Origin of the sequence: Paenibacillus sp. FSL H8-0457 (genome assembly GCF_038051935.1) — a bacterium.
Taxonomy (GTDB): domain Bacteria; phylum Bacillota; class Bacilli; order Paenibacillales; family Paenibacillaceae; genus Paenibacillus_AQ; species Paenibacillus_AQ lautus_A.
In genome coordinates this window covers 110,776-127,029 of the sequence record NZ_CP150293.1, presented here as the reverse complement: position 1 = coordinate 127,029, position 16,254 = coordinate 110,776, and the positions used below count along the sequence as shown (strand labels likewise).

The following is a 16,254-nucleotide window of genomic DNA, read 5'->3' as shown; positions in this document are numbered from 1 at the left end:
AGCTCCTCCCTTCCCGGCCCCTTCATTCAAACAAGGCGTCTATCCGGGTTCTCATCATATCCCGGTATTTGCCCGGGGTGATATCCTTGAATTTGCGGAAGCTGCGAATGAAGCTGTTTTCATGCTGGTAGCCCACCATTTGAGCGATATCGGATATTTTGCGGTCGGTTTTGACCAGCAGCTCGCTAGCCCGCTCCATCCGCAGCCGGGTTAAGTAGTTATAGATCGTTTCGTTTGTCTCCTGCTTGAACAGCTGGCTGGCCAAGCTGCTGCTGATGCCGGTCGATTCTGCAATTTCCGGAATGCCGATCGGATCGCCGAGGTGCTGCTCCATGAATTCGATCATCCGCTGGCACATCAAGAAATCCTTGCTGCCGATTAAACGGCGGTAGCGGTCGGCCAAGACCGAAATCAGGCCGGAAAGCTCAGCCTCGATATCTTCAATGTACAGCGTGCCCAGCCGACCGGCCGGGTCTCCCTCGGGACCGTCGCCCTCTGGGCATATTCCTTTAAGACGTTCCAGCAGCCCCTGAAGCAAGGCAAGCGCCTCCGAAGGATACCAGTAACGGCTGCGGATATCGCCAATAATACGCCCCAGCAGCTCTATAGCCCGCTCCCCATCACCGGTCTCCACGGCAGTCATCAGCTCCCGTACGCCATCTTCCTGCGGCTGCATATCCGTCACTTCGTGACTGGATACATCCTGAAACGGCACGAGCTGACCGTACCCTTTATATAAACGGTAGGTTAACGCGTTCTCCGCTTCCAGCATGGCCTGCTTTAACCGGACAACCTCACTCTGCGGCATGCTCACGCCGGCGGATACACTGAATTTCAGCAAACGGGACACCGTTTCGATCGCCTCGGCCAGCGGAGGCCGAGTTTCGCCGCTCCGCGGTTGAAACAGGATAGCCATCCGGTCCGCTCCGAAATCGGCGCAGGCCACCCTCCATTCGGGCTCATGCAGCTCTGCCATGATATTGGCCAGGGCAAACTTCAGCAGCGAGTGGTCACTGGCCGGAAACCTGCGCGACCACGAATCATAGCGGTCGATCGACAGCACCGCTACCGTGACGGGCGCATCCGTCCATTCCGCAAAATACCGTCTCCACTTCTCGCGGATTTCGCGTCTGCCGCTCATATGACCCGAGTGAATGTCATACAGAAACTTGGAAGCCGCATCGGATATCGTCTCGCGGATCAGCTGAGATAGATGCGCATGATTGCTGAGCAGTTCGCCGGCCAGCTTTTCCAGATCGATGCGGTCCGGGCTGGATGCCTTCCCGTTGTAGGCGCTGAACAGCTGCTTAAGCCTGCGCACCGGGCGGAAGGCCGCGGAGTTTACATACAGAATGGTCAGCACGCCGAGCGCAAGTGCCGCCACCGATACATACAGCACCGTGTCTCGCACCTTTTTGGACTGTGCAAGCAAACTATCTTGGGAGACGATGGATACGTATTTCCATCCGGTCAGCGGCGATTCGATCTGATTGACCAGCAGCTTCCGTCCCTCATGGAAAAAATCGCCGAAGTGGTCTTCCTTCAGCTCGTGCAGCGCCTGTCTCACCGCTTCCGGTTGGAATTCCGAATTCGAAACCGAATAAAGAATGTTATTATGCTGGTCCACGATGTACCGCATGCTGTCCAACTGGGACAGCGCCGGCGGATTCAATTTCGCGAACAGTTCAGCATCCAGCAAATTGACCGCCACGACGCCTCTTAGTCGGCCCTGGATCATGATTTTGCGGAACAGCGTCAGCTCCGATCCTTTATTGCCCGCCCCCTCGGGGACATGCCTTTTGCGGATCATCATCGTGTCGTCTCCGAATTCGTCTGCGATACCGGTCCACTCGGAATCCACGAATGTGAGCTTGCTCGAGCTGTATCCCTGCGGAAGCGAAATAAAGCTTCCCCGCTCGACATCGTATACGTATATGCTGTTAATGTATTTTGAATTGCTGATCCAGGTTGAGAGCAGTCGGTACAATGTCGATATATTGGACACCGAGTTCTGATTCTCGCTCGTCAGAAAAGCGTAGATATAGTCATTCACCGCGACTTGGACCGCAATCTTGTCGCTCTCCCGGATCAAATCGTCGATATATTTCATACTGATCTGCAGCATTTGGTGCTGCGGCTCGCTGAGCTCTTCCTGAAGCACCGATTTGGAGGTGTAATATGATGTCAGGCTGACGGCCAAAATGATCATAAAAACGGAAACGGTCAAAATGAGCACCAGCCGCGCTTGCGTATGGGCCAGCGTGTATTTCAGCCACTTGCCGATCGATAGGAACATATCAACCCCCGCTTTACTACAAGAATGGTTCCATTATAGCTCACGTTCCGCTCCTGCCGTCACGCAAATTTAAGCGTTTACAATTGGGCTGGCCCGCATCAGTCCGAGCAGCTCGACTCCGGCCAACAGCACGATGCCGATTCCGTGCGTATCATTCAAGTTCCACGATAAATCGTGCTTGTAGTAAGCATGCGAGGTCGACCAGCTGCTGCCCTTGCACACGCCATACACATTTCCCCGGCGGTCGATGGCCCTGCTGGTTAAACCTTCCCACCCCGCAGCGGCGGATTGCAAGTACGGATCCGGGTCCTCCAGCCAGCCGTGGCGAATCCCCCGTGCCATGCCGAAAATAAACATTGCGGTACACGAGGCTTCCTCATAGGATTCAGGGTCTGTCAGCACTTGGTGCCATAACCCGTTGACTCCCTGCACACGAAGGTACCCTTCCGCCAGCACGCGATAAAAAAGAAGCAGTTCCTCATAGTCGGGATGGCCAAACGGAAGCACGGCAAGCAGCTCTGACAGCGAGAAAAACACCCATCCGTTGCCTCGTCCCCATACCGTCCGGGAAGGCTGCCCATGACGCACATCGTATACATGCGACATCAGCTGCAGGTCGGGCAGGTATAGGTAGGACTTATACAGCAGAAGCTGGCGTGCTGCCTCGTCCAGATAGCGGGAATCGCCGGACAGCTCGGCGTATCGGCACAGGAACGGCACGCTCATGTACATATCGTCGCACCACATCGTAAGGTGCATGCTCGGGGAAACGCCGACTTCGCGATAAAGCGCCCCATCCTCAAGACGTGATTGCTTATCCATGATGTACCGGGCGATGTCGTCCGCCGCCTTGTGCACCCCTTTTAAGGATCGAATTCGGTCTGCAAGAATGGCTAGCGCGCCGAACGATCCGCAATCGTCCAAACTGTCGATGTCGGACAGCTGATTGTTCAGCCCTGCCGCGCCGAATTCCTCCCGGTCCCATAAGGAATATTCGTAATGCCCCGCTGCAAACTCGACATGGCGGAGCACATATTCCTGGATGTCCGGGCGATTCAGCAGCCTACCCGACTCCAGCAAGCCGTACATCGTGACACCAAGCGGATAATTCCAGCGGCCGAAAAGCTCGTTCTCCAAAAACGGCCTCACGCAGGCTCCCGGTTCGCTTCCTGTCCAGAACAGCGTCTGTCCGCCGTCCGCAGCGACCGTATCCAGACCAAAATAGTCGGACAGCTCAAGCTGGGCTTCTGCGCGGAACGGGCCCAGATAAAGCCACTCGCCGGTCAGGCCGTGCACCCTGCGCGGCGCGGTCAGCACCCCTTCAGGCGAGGCTTCGCTGACCTCGAACCCCCAGCCCTCTTGAACGCATTCGCTGCGTGCGGTAAGCTCCCCGCGGCCCGGAGGCACATCGATGGCGATACTGAACGTGCCTGCCTCCCGGCTGGCGTAAACTTCCCTGCCGTTCCAGTCAAACCGGACCGGACCATAAGAGGTTCCCGACAAGGTCACCTTCTTGGCCGTTAAGGTCCGGTTGACCACGGCAGTCCAGGCGTAAGCGGCATACCCCGGCTTCCGCCCGTACATTCTCAACATTGTGCCGCCATCTGCTTCCCCACCGTGCTTTGCTGGCACGGGCAGCCACTGTGCACCCGTCCATGATTCACTTTCCATTGAATCGGGGATGCAGGCAAGCGCCCCGTCCAGCGGCACCGTCACAATCCATCCTTCCTCGCCCTCCCGCTCCATGGATGGAGCCAGAAAGTGAAACGGCTTGTTCTTGCGGTTGCTTGTGCCAAATACCGCTCCGCATCCGTTTGGGCTCCGGCGGAATTCCAAGACGAAGTGATTCCATCCCTTTGTAAGCTGAATCCCAAGCTTCAGAGGCAATTCGCCTGCTGTCGCTTCTTCCCCTGGCGCCGAACCGAACCGCTTTCGGCCGTTATGGTACAGCCGAACGTGCCCCGTCCATTCCATCAGAAAGGGGAAGCTCTGCGGCTCGGCAACCCACAGCTTCGTCCAGGCGTAGACCACCTGGCTCCCCGTCATTTCGGGGAACATATCCGCGATGGGGAGTTGATAGCAGTGGTCGGCCCGCTTACGGATCGGACTCTTGCGCGTCACCCGGTAAACCGGGGCATGAGGCGGATTGTCACCGACATAACGCTGGGCAATGACCGTAAGCGCATGCTCGATGTTACTGCCCTCTGTTCGGGAAGCCAGGCTTTCCGCCGGGTCAAAGTATCCTTTATCGTTCAATAGGCTCACTCTCCTTCCACCCACCCAGAACATCCGCTATCGCCACCGGACGATGTTCCTTCACGGAACGCCACACGGCTTCCCCCGTTGCCACGGAATAGGCGCCATCCACAGCCCCCGACAAAATCGGGAACGGCCTTTCCCGGTTCTCACCGAGAAACAGGTCGTTCAGCAGAAGCGGGTCGCCTCCTCCATGGCCGCCTTCCCGATGGACGACATGGATGGTTTCCTTGGAGCCGAACAACGGGAAGTAGTCGATCGTCTGGAGCGGTGTCGGAAAAGGGGTTCGGGACGGTGCATGATATTCGATCGTCTCCAGCCGGCCTTTCGTACCGTTGATCGCCAAGCGATACCCTTCGTACGGCAGCGAAAAGTTGACGGAATAACTGAGCAGTGCGCCTCCGCTGTATTTGACGGTGGCCGCATACGTATCCTCTATATCGATCTCATCATCAAAAATACACCGGTCCGGGCGGTAGCCTGTATAAGGAAATTGCGATCCCACGCTATCCAGCTGGCCGAGATGATCGTCCTGCACATGACGTGCGTTCCAGCGCGAATGATAGGCGCAGCGGCTGGCTGAGAGGCAGGTTCCGCAATGGCGACCGTCTTCTTTGCCCGGATTCAGCTCCCCTTGGGCACCGTAATAATGGAGCGCCCCGTAGGCGAAGGCCTCGACCGGCTTTTGCCCGATCCACCAGTTCACGAGGTCGAAATGATGCGTGCTCTTATGGATGGAGAGGCCTCCTGACATTTCGCGCCGGCGGTTCCACCGTTTGAAGTAGCTGGAGCCGTGATACGTGTCCAAATACCAGTTGAGATCGACGGATGTAATCCGGCCGAGCTTGCCCTCCCACACCATTTCCTTGATTTTGGCGTGAATCGGGGCATAACGGTAATTAAACGTGACCGTCACCGAGCCTTTGCTCACCCGCTCCGCATCCAACACTCGCCGTGCATCCTCGCCCGTCGTGACCATCGGCTTTTCCGTGATGACATCCAGATCCCGTTCAAGCGCGGCAACAATATAACGCGCATGCGTATCGTCGCGCCCCGCCACGATGACCACATCCGGCCGAGTCTCGTCAATCATCTTCCCGAATTCCTCTTCACCGTAAGTTCCGACGGCGGTATGCTCCGGGAAGCGGGAGCGGTACAGCTCGAAGCGGGCCGGATCGCAGTCCAGTATGGCAACCAGGTCGCAGCGCCGTGCATGCATCGTCAGAATCGGTTTGGCGAACATGCCGAGCGCACGACCGCTCACACCGCATATGGCATATTTCTTTTTCACTGTATGATCACATCCTTGAGTACCATTCCTCTACCCTCTTCGTCACTTCGTCTCCCCCTGCCTTATGCCAGCGGTCGACGAATTCATCGAACTTTTCCAGCGGCCATTCACCAATGACTATCTTGGTTACATACTCCTGAAACAGCTTATGCGATTGAATGTCCGGGAAGCCTTCATACACGGTACTCGGAAGTCCATCCCCGGCGATCCGCTTCGCGTCGGCGGTACTCACCTCGAATATATCCTTCACCATCTGCTGCATGTCTTCGGGGATCGTCTCCTGAATCCGGATGTCCATGTCCTCCTCTGTCGTCAGGTTGCGCATGCCGAGCGCCAATGGGCGGCTGTCTTCGGCCGGAAGCAGCACTTTTTTGCCGTCGACAACTTCATGCTGCTGTCCTTCGATGCCAAAGCGGATAAATTCGTCATTCGACCGATCATAGAAGAAGTCGAGCAGCTTCAAGGCGGCAGGCGCTTTATCCTGTGCCTTTACCGGAATGATCCACTCGGGTTCGCCCATGCTCTTCTGCGTGACAAAGCCCTCAAACCCATCGGCCTTTGGAAGCGGCATGCCAACGATATAAGCATCCGGTGCTTTTTGCTGCATGGCCGTGAACCGATCGCGCAGGTTGGCGGGAAGGTGGTACCAGCTACCGACCAGATTGTTATTGATTTTAGCTGTCCACACATCGCCTTTGTTCAGAAACGTCTCGTTGTCCAGCAGCCTCTCGTCATATAGCTCACGGGCAAACGCAATGGCAGCCTTCATATTGTCCGTTACGCCGGCATACTGGATTTTTCCGTCATAGACGTCCCATTCCGGGTTCCCCTCCCACATCGCGACGCCGAACATGGCGAACAAATGGTCCATCCATTTGCCGAATTCGCGGCCCGTTGTAGGCAGTTCGTCCTTCAGGCCGTTCCCGTTCGGGTCTTCGTTAAGGAAGGCGCGCAGCACCTCCTTGTATTCCTCCGTTGTCTTCGGCATGGACATCCCCACCTTGTCAAGCCAATCCTGACGGATCAGCGGCGCTCTTTCCGGCACCAGGAACACTTTTGGCACATAATAGATTTTGCCGTCCGGCGAAGCGGATCGAACGACATCCCATGCTTCCTGCGGGATATTGTTCCAGACGTTCGGGGCATACTGGGGCAGCAATTCATCCAGTGCCAGCGCTCCTCCTTGGCGAATAAGGGTCTGCTCGATCCCGCCGATCGGACGAAGAATATCGGGCAAGTCGTCGGATGCAATCATCAGATTGAGATATTCGGTCGGCTCCGATCCCGGCGGGGTCGTCACCAACTGATATTCCACGCCGGTCCGCTCCGCAACATACTGGACATGCGGATTATCTGCACCCGGAATCGTGCCGACGCCCATGTGGCTTTTGAACACCTTTACCTGTGTAAGTTCTTGATTTCCCTCCCCGCTCTGGCCCGCTTGCGATTCGCCGTCACCCTTGCCGCCGCAGCCAAACAGCATGACTGCCGCAAGTGTCGCCGTGAGCGCCGGTTTCCATGCCCCTTTCTGGAAAAACCATTTCGACATGAGTAAATCCTCCCCTTTTTCGGATTGGTAGTTATATCAAACCGGCCGCAAGGCCGATTTCATATCGCATGCCTCGTTTTGCTTTATTCCTTTAACGAACCCAGCATGGACCCTTTGACAAAGTATTTTTGCAGATACGGGTATACCAGAATGATCGGAATGGTAGCAAACAGGATTGTTGCCGCTTTCAATGTTGTCGTGTTGAAATCGTAATTCCCAAGAAACAGATTGACCGCAGCCAGCTCCTCGGGAGACTGGAGGTATGCTCTCAGCTTCATTTGAAGCGGCCATTTCTCCGGATCCCTTATAAACAGCACCGCACGGGAGAAGGTGTTCCAGTATCCGACCGCGTAAAACAGACTGACCGTCGCCATCACCGGTTTGGATAAAGGCAAGTACATGCGGAACAATATGCCGAATTCGCTGCATCCGTCGATTCGCGCCGAATCGTCCAGTTCACTGGGAATGCCCATGAAAAAGGTCCGAATAATGATCATGTTGAACGTGCCAACCAGACCGGGAATGATGAGAGCCCACAAGGAGTTCATCATGCCAAGCTCGCGAACGGTCAAAAAAAACGGGATCATCGGCGCGTTAAAAATCATCGTTAGCACAATGCCGAACATGACTTGTTTGCGGATCAGAAATTCCCGTCGTGAAAGCGGGTATGCCGTCATGACCGAAAACAGCATGCTGAGCAGCGTCCCGGCGATCGTAATATATACGGTGATCCCGAAAGATGTCCACAAGCCTTTATTTTTTAATACATGCTCCCAAGATGCGGTTGTAAACTCCACGGGGAGCAGAAATACTTCCTTCGAATCGGCAGCTACCGGGGAGCTGAGCGATACGGCAAGCAGCTGAAGAAGCGGGAACAGCATCGTCACCGCAGCAGCGAACAGAAACACATAATTCAGCGTCTGAAACATTTTTTCTCCGAATGTCGCTTTCATCACCACAACCCCTGATCCGTTTTTCTGGCCAACCGGTTAAAAATCCACAGCAGTATAAACCCAATGACGGACTGGAACAGCCCGATAGCCGTCGTCATGCTGTATTGCCCCTGAAGCACACCCGCACGATAGACGTACGTTTCGATGATATCGCCTACCGAGTACGTCATCGGCGTCAGTAAATTGTAAATCTGATCGAAGCCGAGCTCCAGGAAATTACCGATTTGCAGCAGGAACAGCACCAGAATCGTCGGAAACATCGTGGGCAGCGTAATATAGATCGTTTGTTTCCACCGACTTGCTCCATCCATAACGGCTGCTTCATATAAATTCGGATTGATGCCGGCGATGGCAGCCAAATAAATAATCGTGCCCCAGCCGACTTCCTTCCAGATCGAGGAAAGGACGACAATTCCTCGGAAATACCGTTCCTCCTGCATGAACAGAACGGGTTCGTAGCCGAACCAGTCCCGCACCGCATTCACAACCCCTTGGTTGGATAACAGCTCGAAGACGATCCCGCCGACAACGACCCATGATAAAAAGTGCGGAAGATAGAACATGCTTTGCACGACCCGTTTTGCCAGCATGATGCGGATTTCATTGAACAGCAGAGCCAGCACGATCGGAGCAGGAAAACCAAAAACAAGCTGATAGAAAGCGATCACCGCCGTATTGCGCAGCACGTTGTAGAAATCCTGGTAGGAAAAAATAAATCCAAAATTGTCCAGGCCCACCCACGGACTGCCAAGGATGCCTTTGAAAATCTGATAGTCCTGAAATGCGATGACACTGCCCGCCAGCGGTACATATTTAAACACAATATAATAGAGAATTCCGGGAATGATCATGAGATACAGCATCCAATGCTTGCGGATGTTGGCTATGTACCGTTTACGGGATGTCCCTGGGTACCGGGCGGTTATCAAATCCTTCCGCTTTATTTCGGGTGACTGGGCTGCCATCGTATTCGTACCTCCTTTTCGTCGATATGGTCGATGTAACGCCAATATTAACGGCTTCCGATAAATCGGCACAATCGTCCAATCCAACACGCAATGAGCAGATCGCCGATTCTTCCCATAACTACGCGTATCGTGTACCCATGAATGGATTTGAAGTCGAACTTGAAATTAGGGAGGAGCAAGCAAACCGAGGGAGGGTAAAAAGGATTTGTTGATGGGATGGAGGATGGGTTTGGTTTCTCCGAAAAGAAAAAACCAGCTACCTGCAGCGATAGAGAAGGTGGCTGGTTCTTCATTCAGATGTTGTTATGGAAAACATATAAATTAGTGTTAAGACGACCATGACCGCAATTAAGCTATAGATGAATTTTCTCATGCTGCTCTCACCTGTTTCCAATATCATTGCAACTAGTCAAACATTCAGAGCACAAACGTGGTCCTGATAAAATCTACAAAACGATTTGTTCATGAAAATGCCTCATCACAATTCGTTTGTTTCGTTATACAGCCGACCGTCTATTGTCCCTCCGTAGATTTGGCGAGATTCTCGAGTGTGGACCTCAAGCCTTCATCGTGATCTTCCTTCCGTACGCCTTCGGGCACATTCTCACACACGATCGTGACTTGGGTGCCTTCCGCAAGCGGCTCCAATGCCCATGTCATCTTCATAAACCCCGCATAATTGGGATCATCAGATTCAAATTCGACCAGCTGCACAACCCTCTCTTCGTGAACAAACTCCAGAAACTTTCCTTCAATGACGTCCGTATTGTCCGAAGACTTACCGGGTGCCGAGTGATCGGTATCGTTATAGGTAAGTATCATACGATAAGTCCCACCCTCGCGGGCATCAAACGTGTCGACATGGCCTGTCATCCCTTTTGGCGGAAGCCACGAAGCCAGCGCCTCCGGATTCAAGAATGCCTGATAAATCGTAGATGGCGACGCCATAATAACCCTTGATGCCGTGTCGGTTCTCTTCTTGCTTGAAGCATTCGTCATGATGTAACCCTCCTTAATAAATCTGAATCTATCTTAAGTTTACACCATAGGATCGTCGAGGATTTCTTCTCAATTGCTCAGGCAAGCAACCCCGCTACCGCGGGCTTCGATGAGGGGACGCTTGCTTTTTCTACCGCAGCCGAGCGGCAGTGCCAACCTGGCTGATACTTCCGGCCCCGAGCATGCCCATCAGGGCAGACCACGCGAGGAGGCCTCCAATAAGTGCGAAAAAGCAAGCCAACCCCGATAGCCATAGGCTTAGGTAGGGGAGGCTTGCTTTTTCTTCAACTGCCGACGGCGAATAGCCTCGGCTGCAATATGGGCGCTCAAGAGGCCACGAGGGCGTCCCCGCAGGGGAGACCGAGCGGTGGCCGGGAACAAGCACCAGCCCCGCTCATATCCTCATACCCACTCCGAACAACATAGTTCCGGGTGTCCAGAGGGCAGCGCCCTTGGGGCCCTCCCTGGCAGGGAGGGTTTGGGTGGGTGGAATCCCTACTTCACGAATCCCAGCAGCATCTCGCGAATCAGCTTCGCAGCCACGATCTGGGTCTGCTCGGTCGGATCGTAGATCGGCGCCACTTCCACGAGATCGCAGCCAACAACATTCACATCGGAGTTCGCAATCAGATGTACGGCTTCCAGCAGCTCTTTCGACGTGATGCCGCCGGCTTCTGCCGTACCGGTGCCCGGTGCGGCAGACGGATCCAGCACGTCGATGTCGATAGTCACGTAGACCGGACGGTTGCCCATGGAAGGCAATGCTTCCTTCAGTGGAGCGGCTACCTCAAACGGGTGGAAATTGATGTTCTCGCGTCCATACTGGAACTCCTCGCGGGAGCCGGAACGGATGCCGAACTGATAAATGTTCTTGCCGCCCATAATGCCCGCCGCCTTGCGGACCGGTGTGGAGTGGGACAACGGCTCTCCCTCGTAATGCTCGCGCAGATCGGCATGGGCATCGATATGGATCAGAATAAGATCCGGATACTTCTCATACACCTTCTGAATGATCGGCCAGGATACGAGGTGCTCGCCGCCAAGTCCGATCGGGAATTTCCCGTCATCCAGCAGTTTACCTACATAATCGCCAATCACTTCGAGACTGCGGCCCGCATTGCCGAAAGGCAGCATGAGGTCGCCTGCATCGAAATACGTCATGTCTTCAATGCTTTTATCTAAGTACGGGCTGTACTCCTCCAAGCCAACGGATGCTTGGCGGATACGGGCCGGGCCGAAACGGGAGCCGGGACGGTAGCTAACCGTGAAGTCCATCGGCATACCGTAGATGACGGCCTTGGATCCTTCATAATCCTCGGAGCTCAGAATAAACACGTTGCCGGAATAACCTTGATCCAGTTTCATCAGTTTATGCGCGCCTCCTTATTTCACCAAGTCTTCTACGAATTTCGGCAGCACGAAGGCGGCTTTATGCAGACGAGGCGAATAGTACTTCGTATCCATCTCATCAATCGTAGACTCGTCCACTTCAAGCGGATCGTATGTTTTGCTGCCCATCGTAAAGGTCCACAGACCGCTTGGGTAGGTTGGAATGTTCGCTCCATAGACACGCACGATCGGGAAGATCTCCTTCACGTCTTTGTTGACCTGCTGAATCAGGTCCGCTTTGAACCACGGATTGTCCGTTTGCGCCACGAAAATACCGTCTTCCTTCAGCGCCTCATAGATCCCTTGATAGAATCCGCGCTCAAACAACGGAGCAGCCGGGCCTACAGGCTCGGTGGAGTCCACCATGATGACATCGTATTCGTTCTTATGCTCGATAATGTGCATATATCCATCGTTAACCAGCACTTCAACCTTCGGATCGTCCAGCTTGCCGGCGATCTCAGGCAAGTACTGCTTCGAATATTCAATAACTTTTCCATCAATTTCAACGAGTACGGCCTTCTCTACGCCCGGATGCTTGATCACTTCGCGAATGACGCCACCGTCTCCTCCGCCGACGACAAGAACCTTCTTCGGATTTGGATGCGTGTTCAGCGCGGGGTGAGCGACCATCTCATGATAGACGAATTCATCCTTAATCGTAGTCATAACCATACCGTCCAGCACGAGCATGCGCCCGAATTCCTCGGTATCGATCATATCCAGTTGTTGAAACTCCGTCTTCTCATGTACAAAGGTCTCCCGGATTTTAGCCGTAATGCCAAAAGTCGGGGTTTGCTTCTCTGTGTACCATAATTCCATCGTCACTACCTTCTTTCCGCTAGAATAATGTTCAGCCGTCCAGATCCAAGCCGTAAAACTTTATTCGGGGCAGATGCCTTTAGCTTACAGTTTCACACTTTTCCTATTGTACCAAACAAATTAGATTATATTAAATCAAGCCCAAATTGCAACCAAAAGTTCCGGTACATGCGAACGGAAGCAAAAACATCGCCCTTTCCGATGAATATCCTGACCGCTGCAGCCCCATACTGTATAGAAAAAGAAGGCAGCCAAGGAGAATTTGAGCACATCTCCATTTTTGGCGGCACAAAGGCCTTGACTCTACAAAAGGACTGGAAGGAGAACATCTGATGCCGGGGCAAAAAAAATCACCCAAGCGCAAACGTCGTTTCGTCCGGCTTGCTACATTTCTGTTCGTACTCCTTGGCATTTCCATCATCGCCGGCGGCATTCTGCTCGCCTATTTATTTATAACGCCGCTGCCGGTCGCGGAAACATCCCGCTACTCCCGTCTGCTCGACAGCCAGGGAGATTTGATCGCCACATTCTCAAGCACGGGACATACATCCGAGCAGGTGAACCTCGCCGACATATCCCCCCTACTGATTCAGGCCACCTTGGCGGTGGAGGACCGAAAATTCTATGATCATCCCGGGTTCGATATGAAGGGCATGGCCAGGGCCGTATTGATCAACCTGCAGCATATGGACCGCAAACAGGGAGCGAGCACGTTGACCCAGCAGCTTGCACGAAACTTATACCTATCTCATGAAAAAACATGGACACGAAAACTCAAGGAGGCCAAATTCACCGCCCAGCTTGAGATGAAATATACGAAAGATCAAATTCTCGAAATGTACCTGAACGAAATTTATTACGGTCACGGCGCTTACGGCATCGAGTCGGCGTCGCTGCTGTATTTCGGCAAATCGGCAAAAAACCTGACCTTGGCCGAAAGCGCAATGCTGGCCGGCATTCCGAAGGGGCCCACGTATTACTCGCCCTACAATCATATGGACAACGCGGTCAAAAGACAGCAGATCGTCCTGAATGCCATGGCAGAGACCGGATTCATCACGGAGGCCGAGGCGGATAAAGCCGCTTCGGCCAAGCTTGCCCTGCTCCCGCAGGACCGGCAGGAGAATAAAGTAATTGCCTCCTACTTCCGGGACTATGTCCGGGGTCTCGTCACCAAGCAGTTGAACATCACGGACCAGCAGCTCGAACAGGGCGGCTTGAACATCTATACAACCCTGGATCCGCGGGCCCAGAAAGCAGCCGAAGAGGCCGTATCCCAGGGCATGGACAGCAAGAGCGAGCTGGAGACGGCGCTCGTATCCATCGACCCGCGAAACGGCCACATCAAAGCTATGGTCGGCGGTAAGAATTACCGCGAGAATCAATACAACCACGCATTGGCCAGAACCAGGCAGCCCGGCTCCTCATTTAAGCCGATTATGTATTTAACGGCCATTGCATCCAAGGAAATGACAAGCACCAGCGTGTTCAACAGCCAGCCTACCCTGTTTCATTACGATAACAATCGCAAAACGTACCAGCCCAGCAACTTCGGCGATAAATATTTAGGCGAAATCCCCATGCGGGAAGCCATTGCTGCCTCGGATAACATCTATGCCGTGAATACCATCATGAAGATCGGCCCGGATAAAGTCGCCGACATGGCGAAAAAGATGGGCATCACGAGTCCGCTGGAGCCTGTCCCTTCGCTGGCCCTGGGCACCTCGCCCGTCAGCCCGCTGGAGATGGCCTCCGCTTACGCCGTCATGGCTAACAGCGGCAAGCGGGTCTCCCCTGTCGCGGTGCTGAGCATCACCGACGCGGCCGGCCGCAGTTTGTATACGGCTCCGGAAGAGGAAGGCGAACAAGTGGTTGAGCCTTCCGCAGCTTACGTGATGACGCGCATGATGGAGGGGGTATTCGAGACCGGCGGAACGGGTAACCGCGTCTCCACCCTGATGAAACGGCCCGTGGCCGGAAAGACGGGCACGACCGACACCGACGCCTGGCTCGTCGGATATACCCCGGAACTGTCGACGGCGGTATGGGTCGGGTATGACAAAGGACGGGAGATCAGCAAAGTCGACGGACGGCGCGCAGCGCCGATTTTTGCGCAGTATACGGAGAAGGCACTGGAGAACGTGCCGCCCAAGATTTTTCCGATCCCGGATGAAGTCGTCAGCGCGTATGTGGATCCGAAGACGGGCAAGCTTGCAGGCGCCGGCTGTCCGGACAAAATGCTGGAGGTTTTCGTCAAAGGGACGGAACCCACGGAGTATTGCGACGAACATGAAGGCGGGGAGTCCGCCAAGAAGGCTAACCCTGCAGATGCTGCCGAGAAACAGGAGGAACGTTCCTGGTGGAAGGATTTCAAACGATGGTGGGTCGAATAAACGGATAGCCCGTCACGTCAAAAAACAGTAGGCTCTTTTTCCGGGCGTTCCCGATAAAGAGCCTGCTGTTTTTCTCTTTTTCACGATTCATTATGTAGATGGCTTCTTATAAAATGCTCATATATTCGATCATGGAGCTGCCCAGAAGCACGATGACGAGCATGACTGCAACGTAGACCAGCAGGATCGCATACAGCGGATCCAGGCCGCCGGCCACTCTTCTCTTGTAGCCGGTCATGACGCATAACGGCACGGTCATCACGGTGCTGATGAACGCTAGAAGGATGATAACCTTGGATATATCGCCATTAAGAAACAGGAACAACAAACTGATCGCATACAACACAAGGTATAGCGGCAGCAATGTGCCGAATCTGGCCATGACTTCTTTCAGCTTCGCAGCCGGGTTAAATGACAGCTTGACTGCAGCGAAGGTAAAGACGTTCAGCAAAAACAAGAAAATCGCAATCCAGACAATAGGCTTCAAGACTAGATCTACAAACGCCCCCTCCGGGAGTCCCTGCAGTTCATGATGAAGCGCTGCGTACAGCGCGAGCGGAAGGAGCACAATATAGAGCAGCATGGATACGATCGCGTTTAGGAACTGGCTGTTGTCCGTTACGGCAGCTGCGCTGAAGGGATGCCTTAGCCCCTTCAGGAAATGGTCCCCATAGAGCTGCCCATACAATTTTAAGCTGGTCCAATAAGGATTCGGCCCCTCTTCCTCTTCGGCATGCTGGCGGCCTGCTGTAGGAAATGAAATATCCGGCGGAGTATACACCGGCAGAGCAGCTTCTCCTTGGCGCACATGAGAAATCTCCCTATTTATGCTTCCGCCTCGCCTGGCGACGCCGTAAATTTCCGACGCAGCAGCTTGCTCCTTCATGGCCGCAAAGACGGGGGAATCCTCGATAATCAGCCTGGCCCCGCATTTCTTGCAATATTTCCCATCTTCCGTTTCATATCGACATATCGGACAAGTCATACTCCGGCCTCCCCTGTTTATACACATCCGCAAATCGAAGGATAGGTATTAGATAATGTACACATTCGAGTCGAAACGATGGCCCGTACAGGATATGATGCAGCGCTTGAGGCGCCTGGGCCGCAGATACTCTTCCTGTGCGAATTTTACATCTTTTTGCTAATAGTATAAGTTGGCGTGAAATGAAATGGAAGGATTTTCTGTGCGGCCGCTGCGCCTAACGCTGGAATTGGTTCATATGATATGACTTGCCGGATCATAACCTGCGCTGTGAAAAGCTTGTGAACAATCAAATATTCGTTTGAATATCATGTGTAAATCGGGTATATTATGACTAACAATCAAATCAACGT

Annotated in this window: 12 protein-coding genes; 2 read left to right on the top strand and 10 right to left on the bottom strand. The window is 53.8% G+C overall.

The features are described 5' to 3' along the window. Positions 1-22: 22 nt before the first annotated feature. The 9 genes from MHI43_RS00575 to speE form a co-directional block, all read right to left on the bottom strand. Positions 23-2,296, bottom strand: coding sequence for a helix-turn-helix domain-containing protein (locus MHI43_RS00575; RefSeq protein WP_036662855.1), 2,274 nt, complete (start codon positions 2,294-2,296; stop codon positions 23-25). 69 nt (positions 2,297-2,365) lie between these two features. Beyond that, positions 2,366-4,561 carry a glycoside hydrolase family 88 protein gene (locus MHI43_RS00570; protein WP_341283211.1) on the bottom strand — a complete coding sequence of 732 codons (2,196 nt, stop codon included), beginning with the start codon at positions 4,559-4,561 and terminating at the stop codon, positions 2,366-2,368. After that, positions 4,542-5,795: a Gfo/Idh/MocA family oxidoreductase gene (locus tag MHI43_RS00565; protein WP_051425347.1), complete on the bottom strand. Its 1,254-nt coding sequence runs from the start codon at positions 5,793-5,795 to the stop codon at positions 4,542-4,544. Before MHI43_RS00565 ends, MHI43_RS00570 begins: the two co-directional genes overlap by 20 nt. Before the next feature lie 55 nt (positions 5,796-5,850). Beyond that, positions 5,851-7,392 (bottom strand): extracellular solute-binding protein, encoded by a 1,542-nt coding sequence (locus tag MHI43_RS00560; RefSeq protein ID WP_012818364.1) that lies wholly within the window; start codon positions 7,390-7,392, stop codon positions 5,851-5,853. An 83-nt stretch (positions 7,393-7,475) separates the two neighbouring features. Continuing rightward, positions 7,476-8,345, bottom strand: coding sequence for a carbohydrate ABC transporter permease (locus MHI43_RS00555; protein WP_036662862.1), 870 nt, complete (start codon positions 8,343-8,345; stop codon positions 7,476-7,478). After that, on the bottom strand, positions 8,345-9,310 hold the full coding sequence (locus tag MHI43_RS00550) for an ABC transporter permease subunit (protein WP_036662865.1): 966 nt from the start codon (positions 9,308-9,310) through the stop codon (positions 8,345-8,347). The genes MHI43_RS00555 and MHI43_RS00550 overlap by 1 nt, the downstream gene beginning before the upstream one ends. 516 nt (positions 9,311-9,826) lie before the next feature. Then, complete coding sequence (locus tag MHI43_RS00545; RefSeq protein WP_036662867.1) at positions 9,827-10,312, bottom strand: SRPBCC family protein; 486 nt, start codon at positions 10,310-10,312, stop codon at positions 9,827-9,829. 495 nt (positions 10,313-10,807) lie between these two features. Then, on the bottom strand, positions 10,808-11,677 hold the full coding sequence (gene speB, locus MHI43_RS00540) for an agmatinase (protein WP_036662869.1): 870 nt from the start codon (positions 11,675-11,677) through the stop codon (positions 10,808-10,810). A gap of 18 nt (positions 11,678-11,695) precedes the next feature. Beyond that, complete coding sequence (gene speE, locus MHI43_RS00535) at positions 11,696-12,523, bottom strand: polyamine aminopropyltransferase (protein WP_012818360.1); 828 nt, start codon at positions 12,521-12,523, stop codon at positions 11,696-11,698. A 201-nt stretch (positions 12,524-12,724) separates the two neighbouring features. On the opposite strand from speE, the gene MHI43_RS00530 reads away from it, so the two are divergent. Both MHI43_RS00530 and MHI43_RS00525 read left to right on the top strand, forming a co-directional pair. Further along, a complete protein-coding gene (locus MHI43_RS00530; RefSeq protein WP_341283210.1) occupies positions 12,725-12,856 on the top strand; it encodes a hypothetical protein in 132 nt (43 codons plus the stop codon). Further along, on the top strand, positions 12,856-14,916 hold the full coding sequence (locus MHI43_RS00525; protein ID WP_012818359.1) for a PBP1A family penicillin-binding protein: 2,061 nt from the start codon (positions 12,856-12,858) through the stop codon (positions 14,914-14,916). Before MHI43_RS00530 ends, MHI43_RS00525 begins: the two co-directional genes overlap by 1 nt. A gap of 106 nt (positions 14,917-15,022) precedes the next feature. Here the strand turns inward: MHI43_RS00525 and MHI43_RS00520 are convergent, their stop codons facing one another. Continuing rightward, on the bottom strand, positions 15,023-15,901 hold the full coding sequence (locus MHI43_RS00520; RefSeq protein ID WP_012818358.1) for a hypothetical protein: 879 nt from the start codon (positions 15,899-15,901) through the stop codon (positions 15,023-15,025). Positions 15,902-16,254: the final 353 nt, after the last annotated feature.

Bases quoted from the DNA above. Each gene is read 5' to 3' on its own strand.
- MHI43_RS00555 (WP_036662862.1), bottom strand. From the start codon at position 8,345: ATGAAAGCGACATTCGGAGAAAAAATGTTTCAGACGCTGAATTATGTG.
- MHI43_RS00530 (WP_341283210.1), top strand. From the start codon at position 12,725: ATGAATATCCTGACCGCTGCAGCCCCATACTGTATAGAAAAAGAAGGC.
- MHI43_RS00575 (WP_036662855.1), bottom strand. From the start codon at position 2,296: ATGTTCCTATCGATCGGCAAGTGGCTGAAATACACGCTGGCCCATACG.
- MHI43_RS00520 (WP_012818358.1), bottom strand. From the start codon at position 15,901: ATGACTTGTCCGATATGTCGATATGAAACGGAAGATGGGAAATATTGC.
- MHI43_RS00565 (WP_051425347.1), bottom strand. From the start codon at position 5,795: ATGTTCGCCAAACCGATTCTGACGATGCATGCACGGCGCTGCGACCTG.
- MHI43_RS00545 (WP_036662867.1), bottom strand. From the start codon at position 10,312: ATGACGAATGCTTCAAGCAAGAAGAGAACCGACACGGCATCAAGGGTT.
- speE (WP_012818360.1), bottom strand. From the start codon at position 12,523: ATGGAATTATGGTACACAGAGAAGCAAACCCCGACTTTTGGCATTACG.
- MHI43_RS00550 (WP_036662865.1), bottom strand. From the start codon at position 9,310: ATGGCAGCCCAGTCACCCGAAATAAAGCGGAAGGATTTGATAACCGCC.
- MHI43_RS00525 (WP_012818359.1), top strand. From the start codon at position 12,856: ATGCCGGGGCAAAAAAAATCACCCAAGCGCAAACGTCGTTTCGTCCGG.
- MHI43_RS00560 (WP_012818364.1), bottom strand. From the start codon at position 7,392: ATGTCGAAATGGTTTTTCCAGAAAGGGGCATGGAAACCGGCGCTCACG.
- speB (WP_036662869.1), bottom strand. From the start codon at position 11,677: ATGAAACTGGATCAAGGTTATTCCGGCAACGTGTTTATTCTGAGCTCC.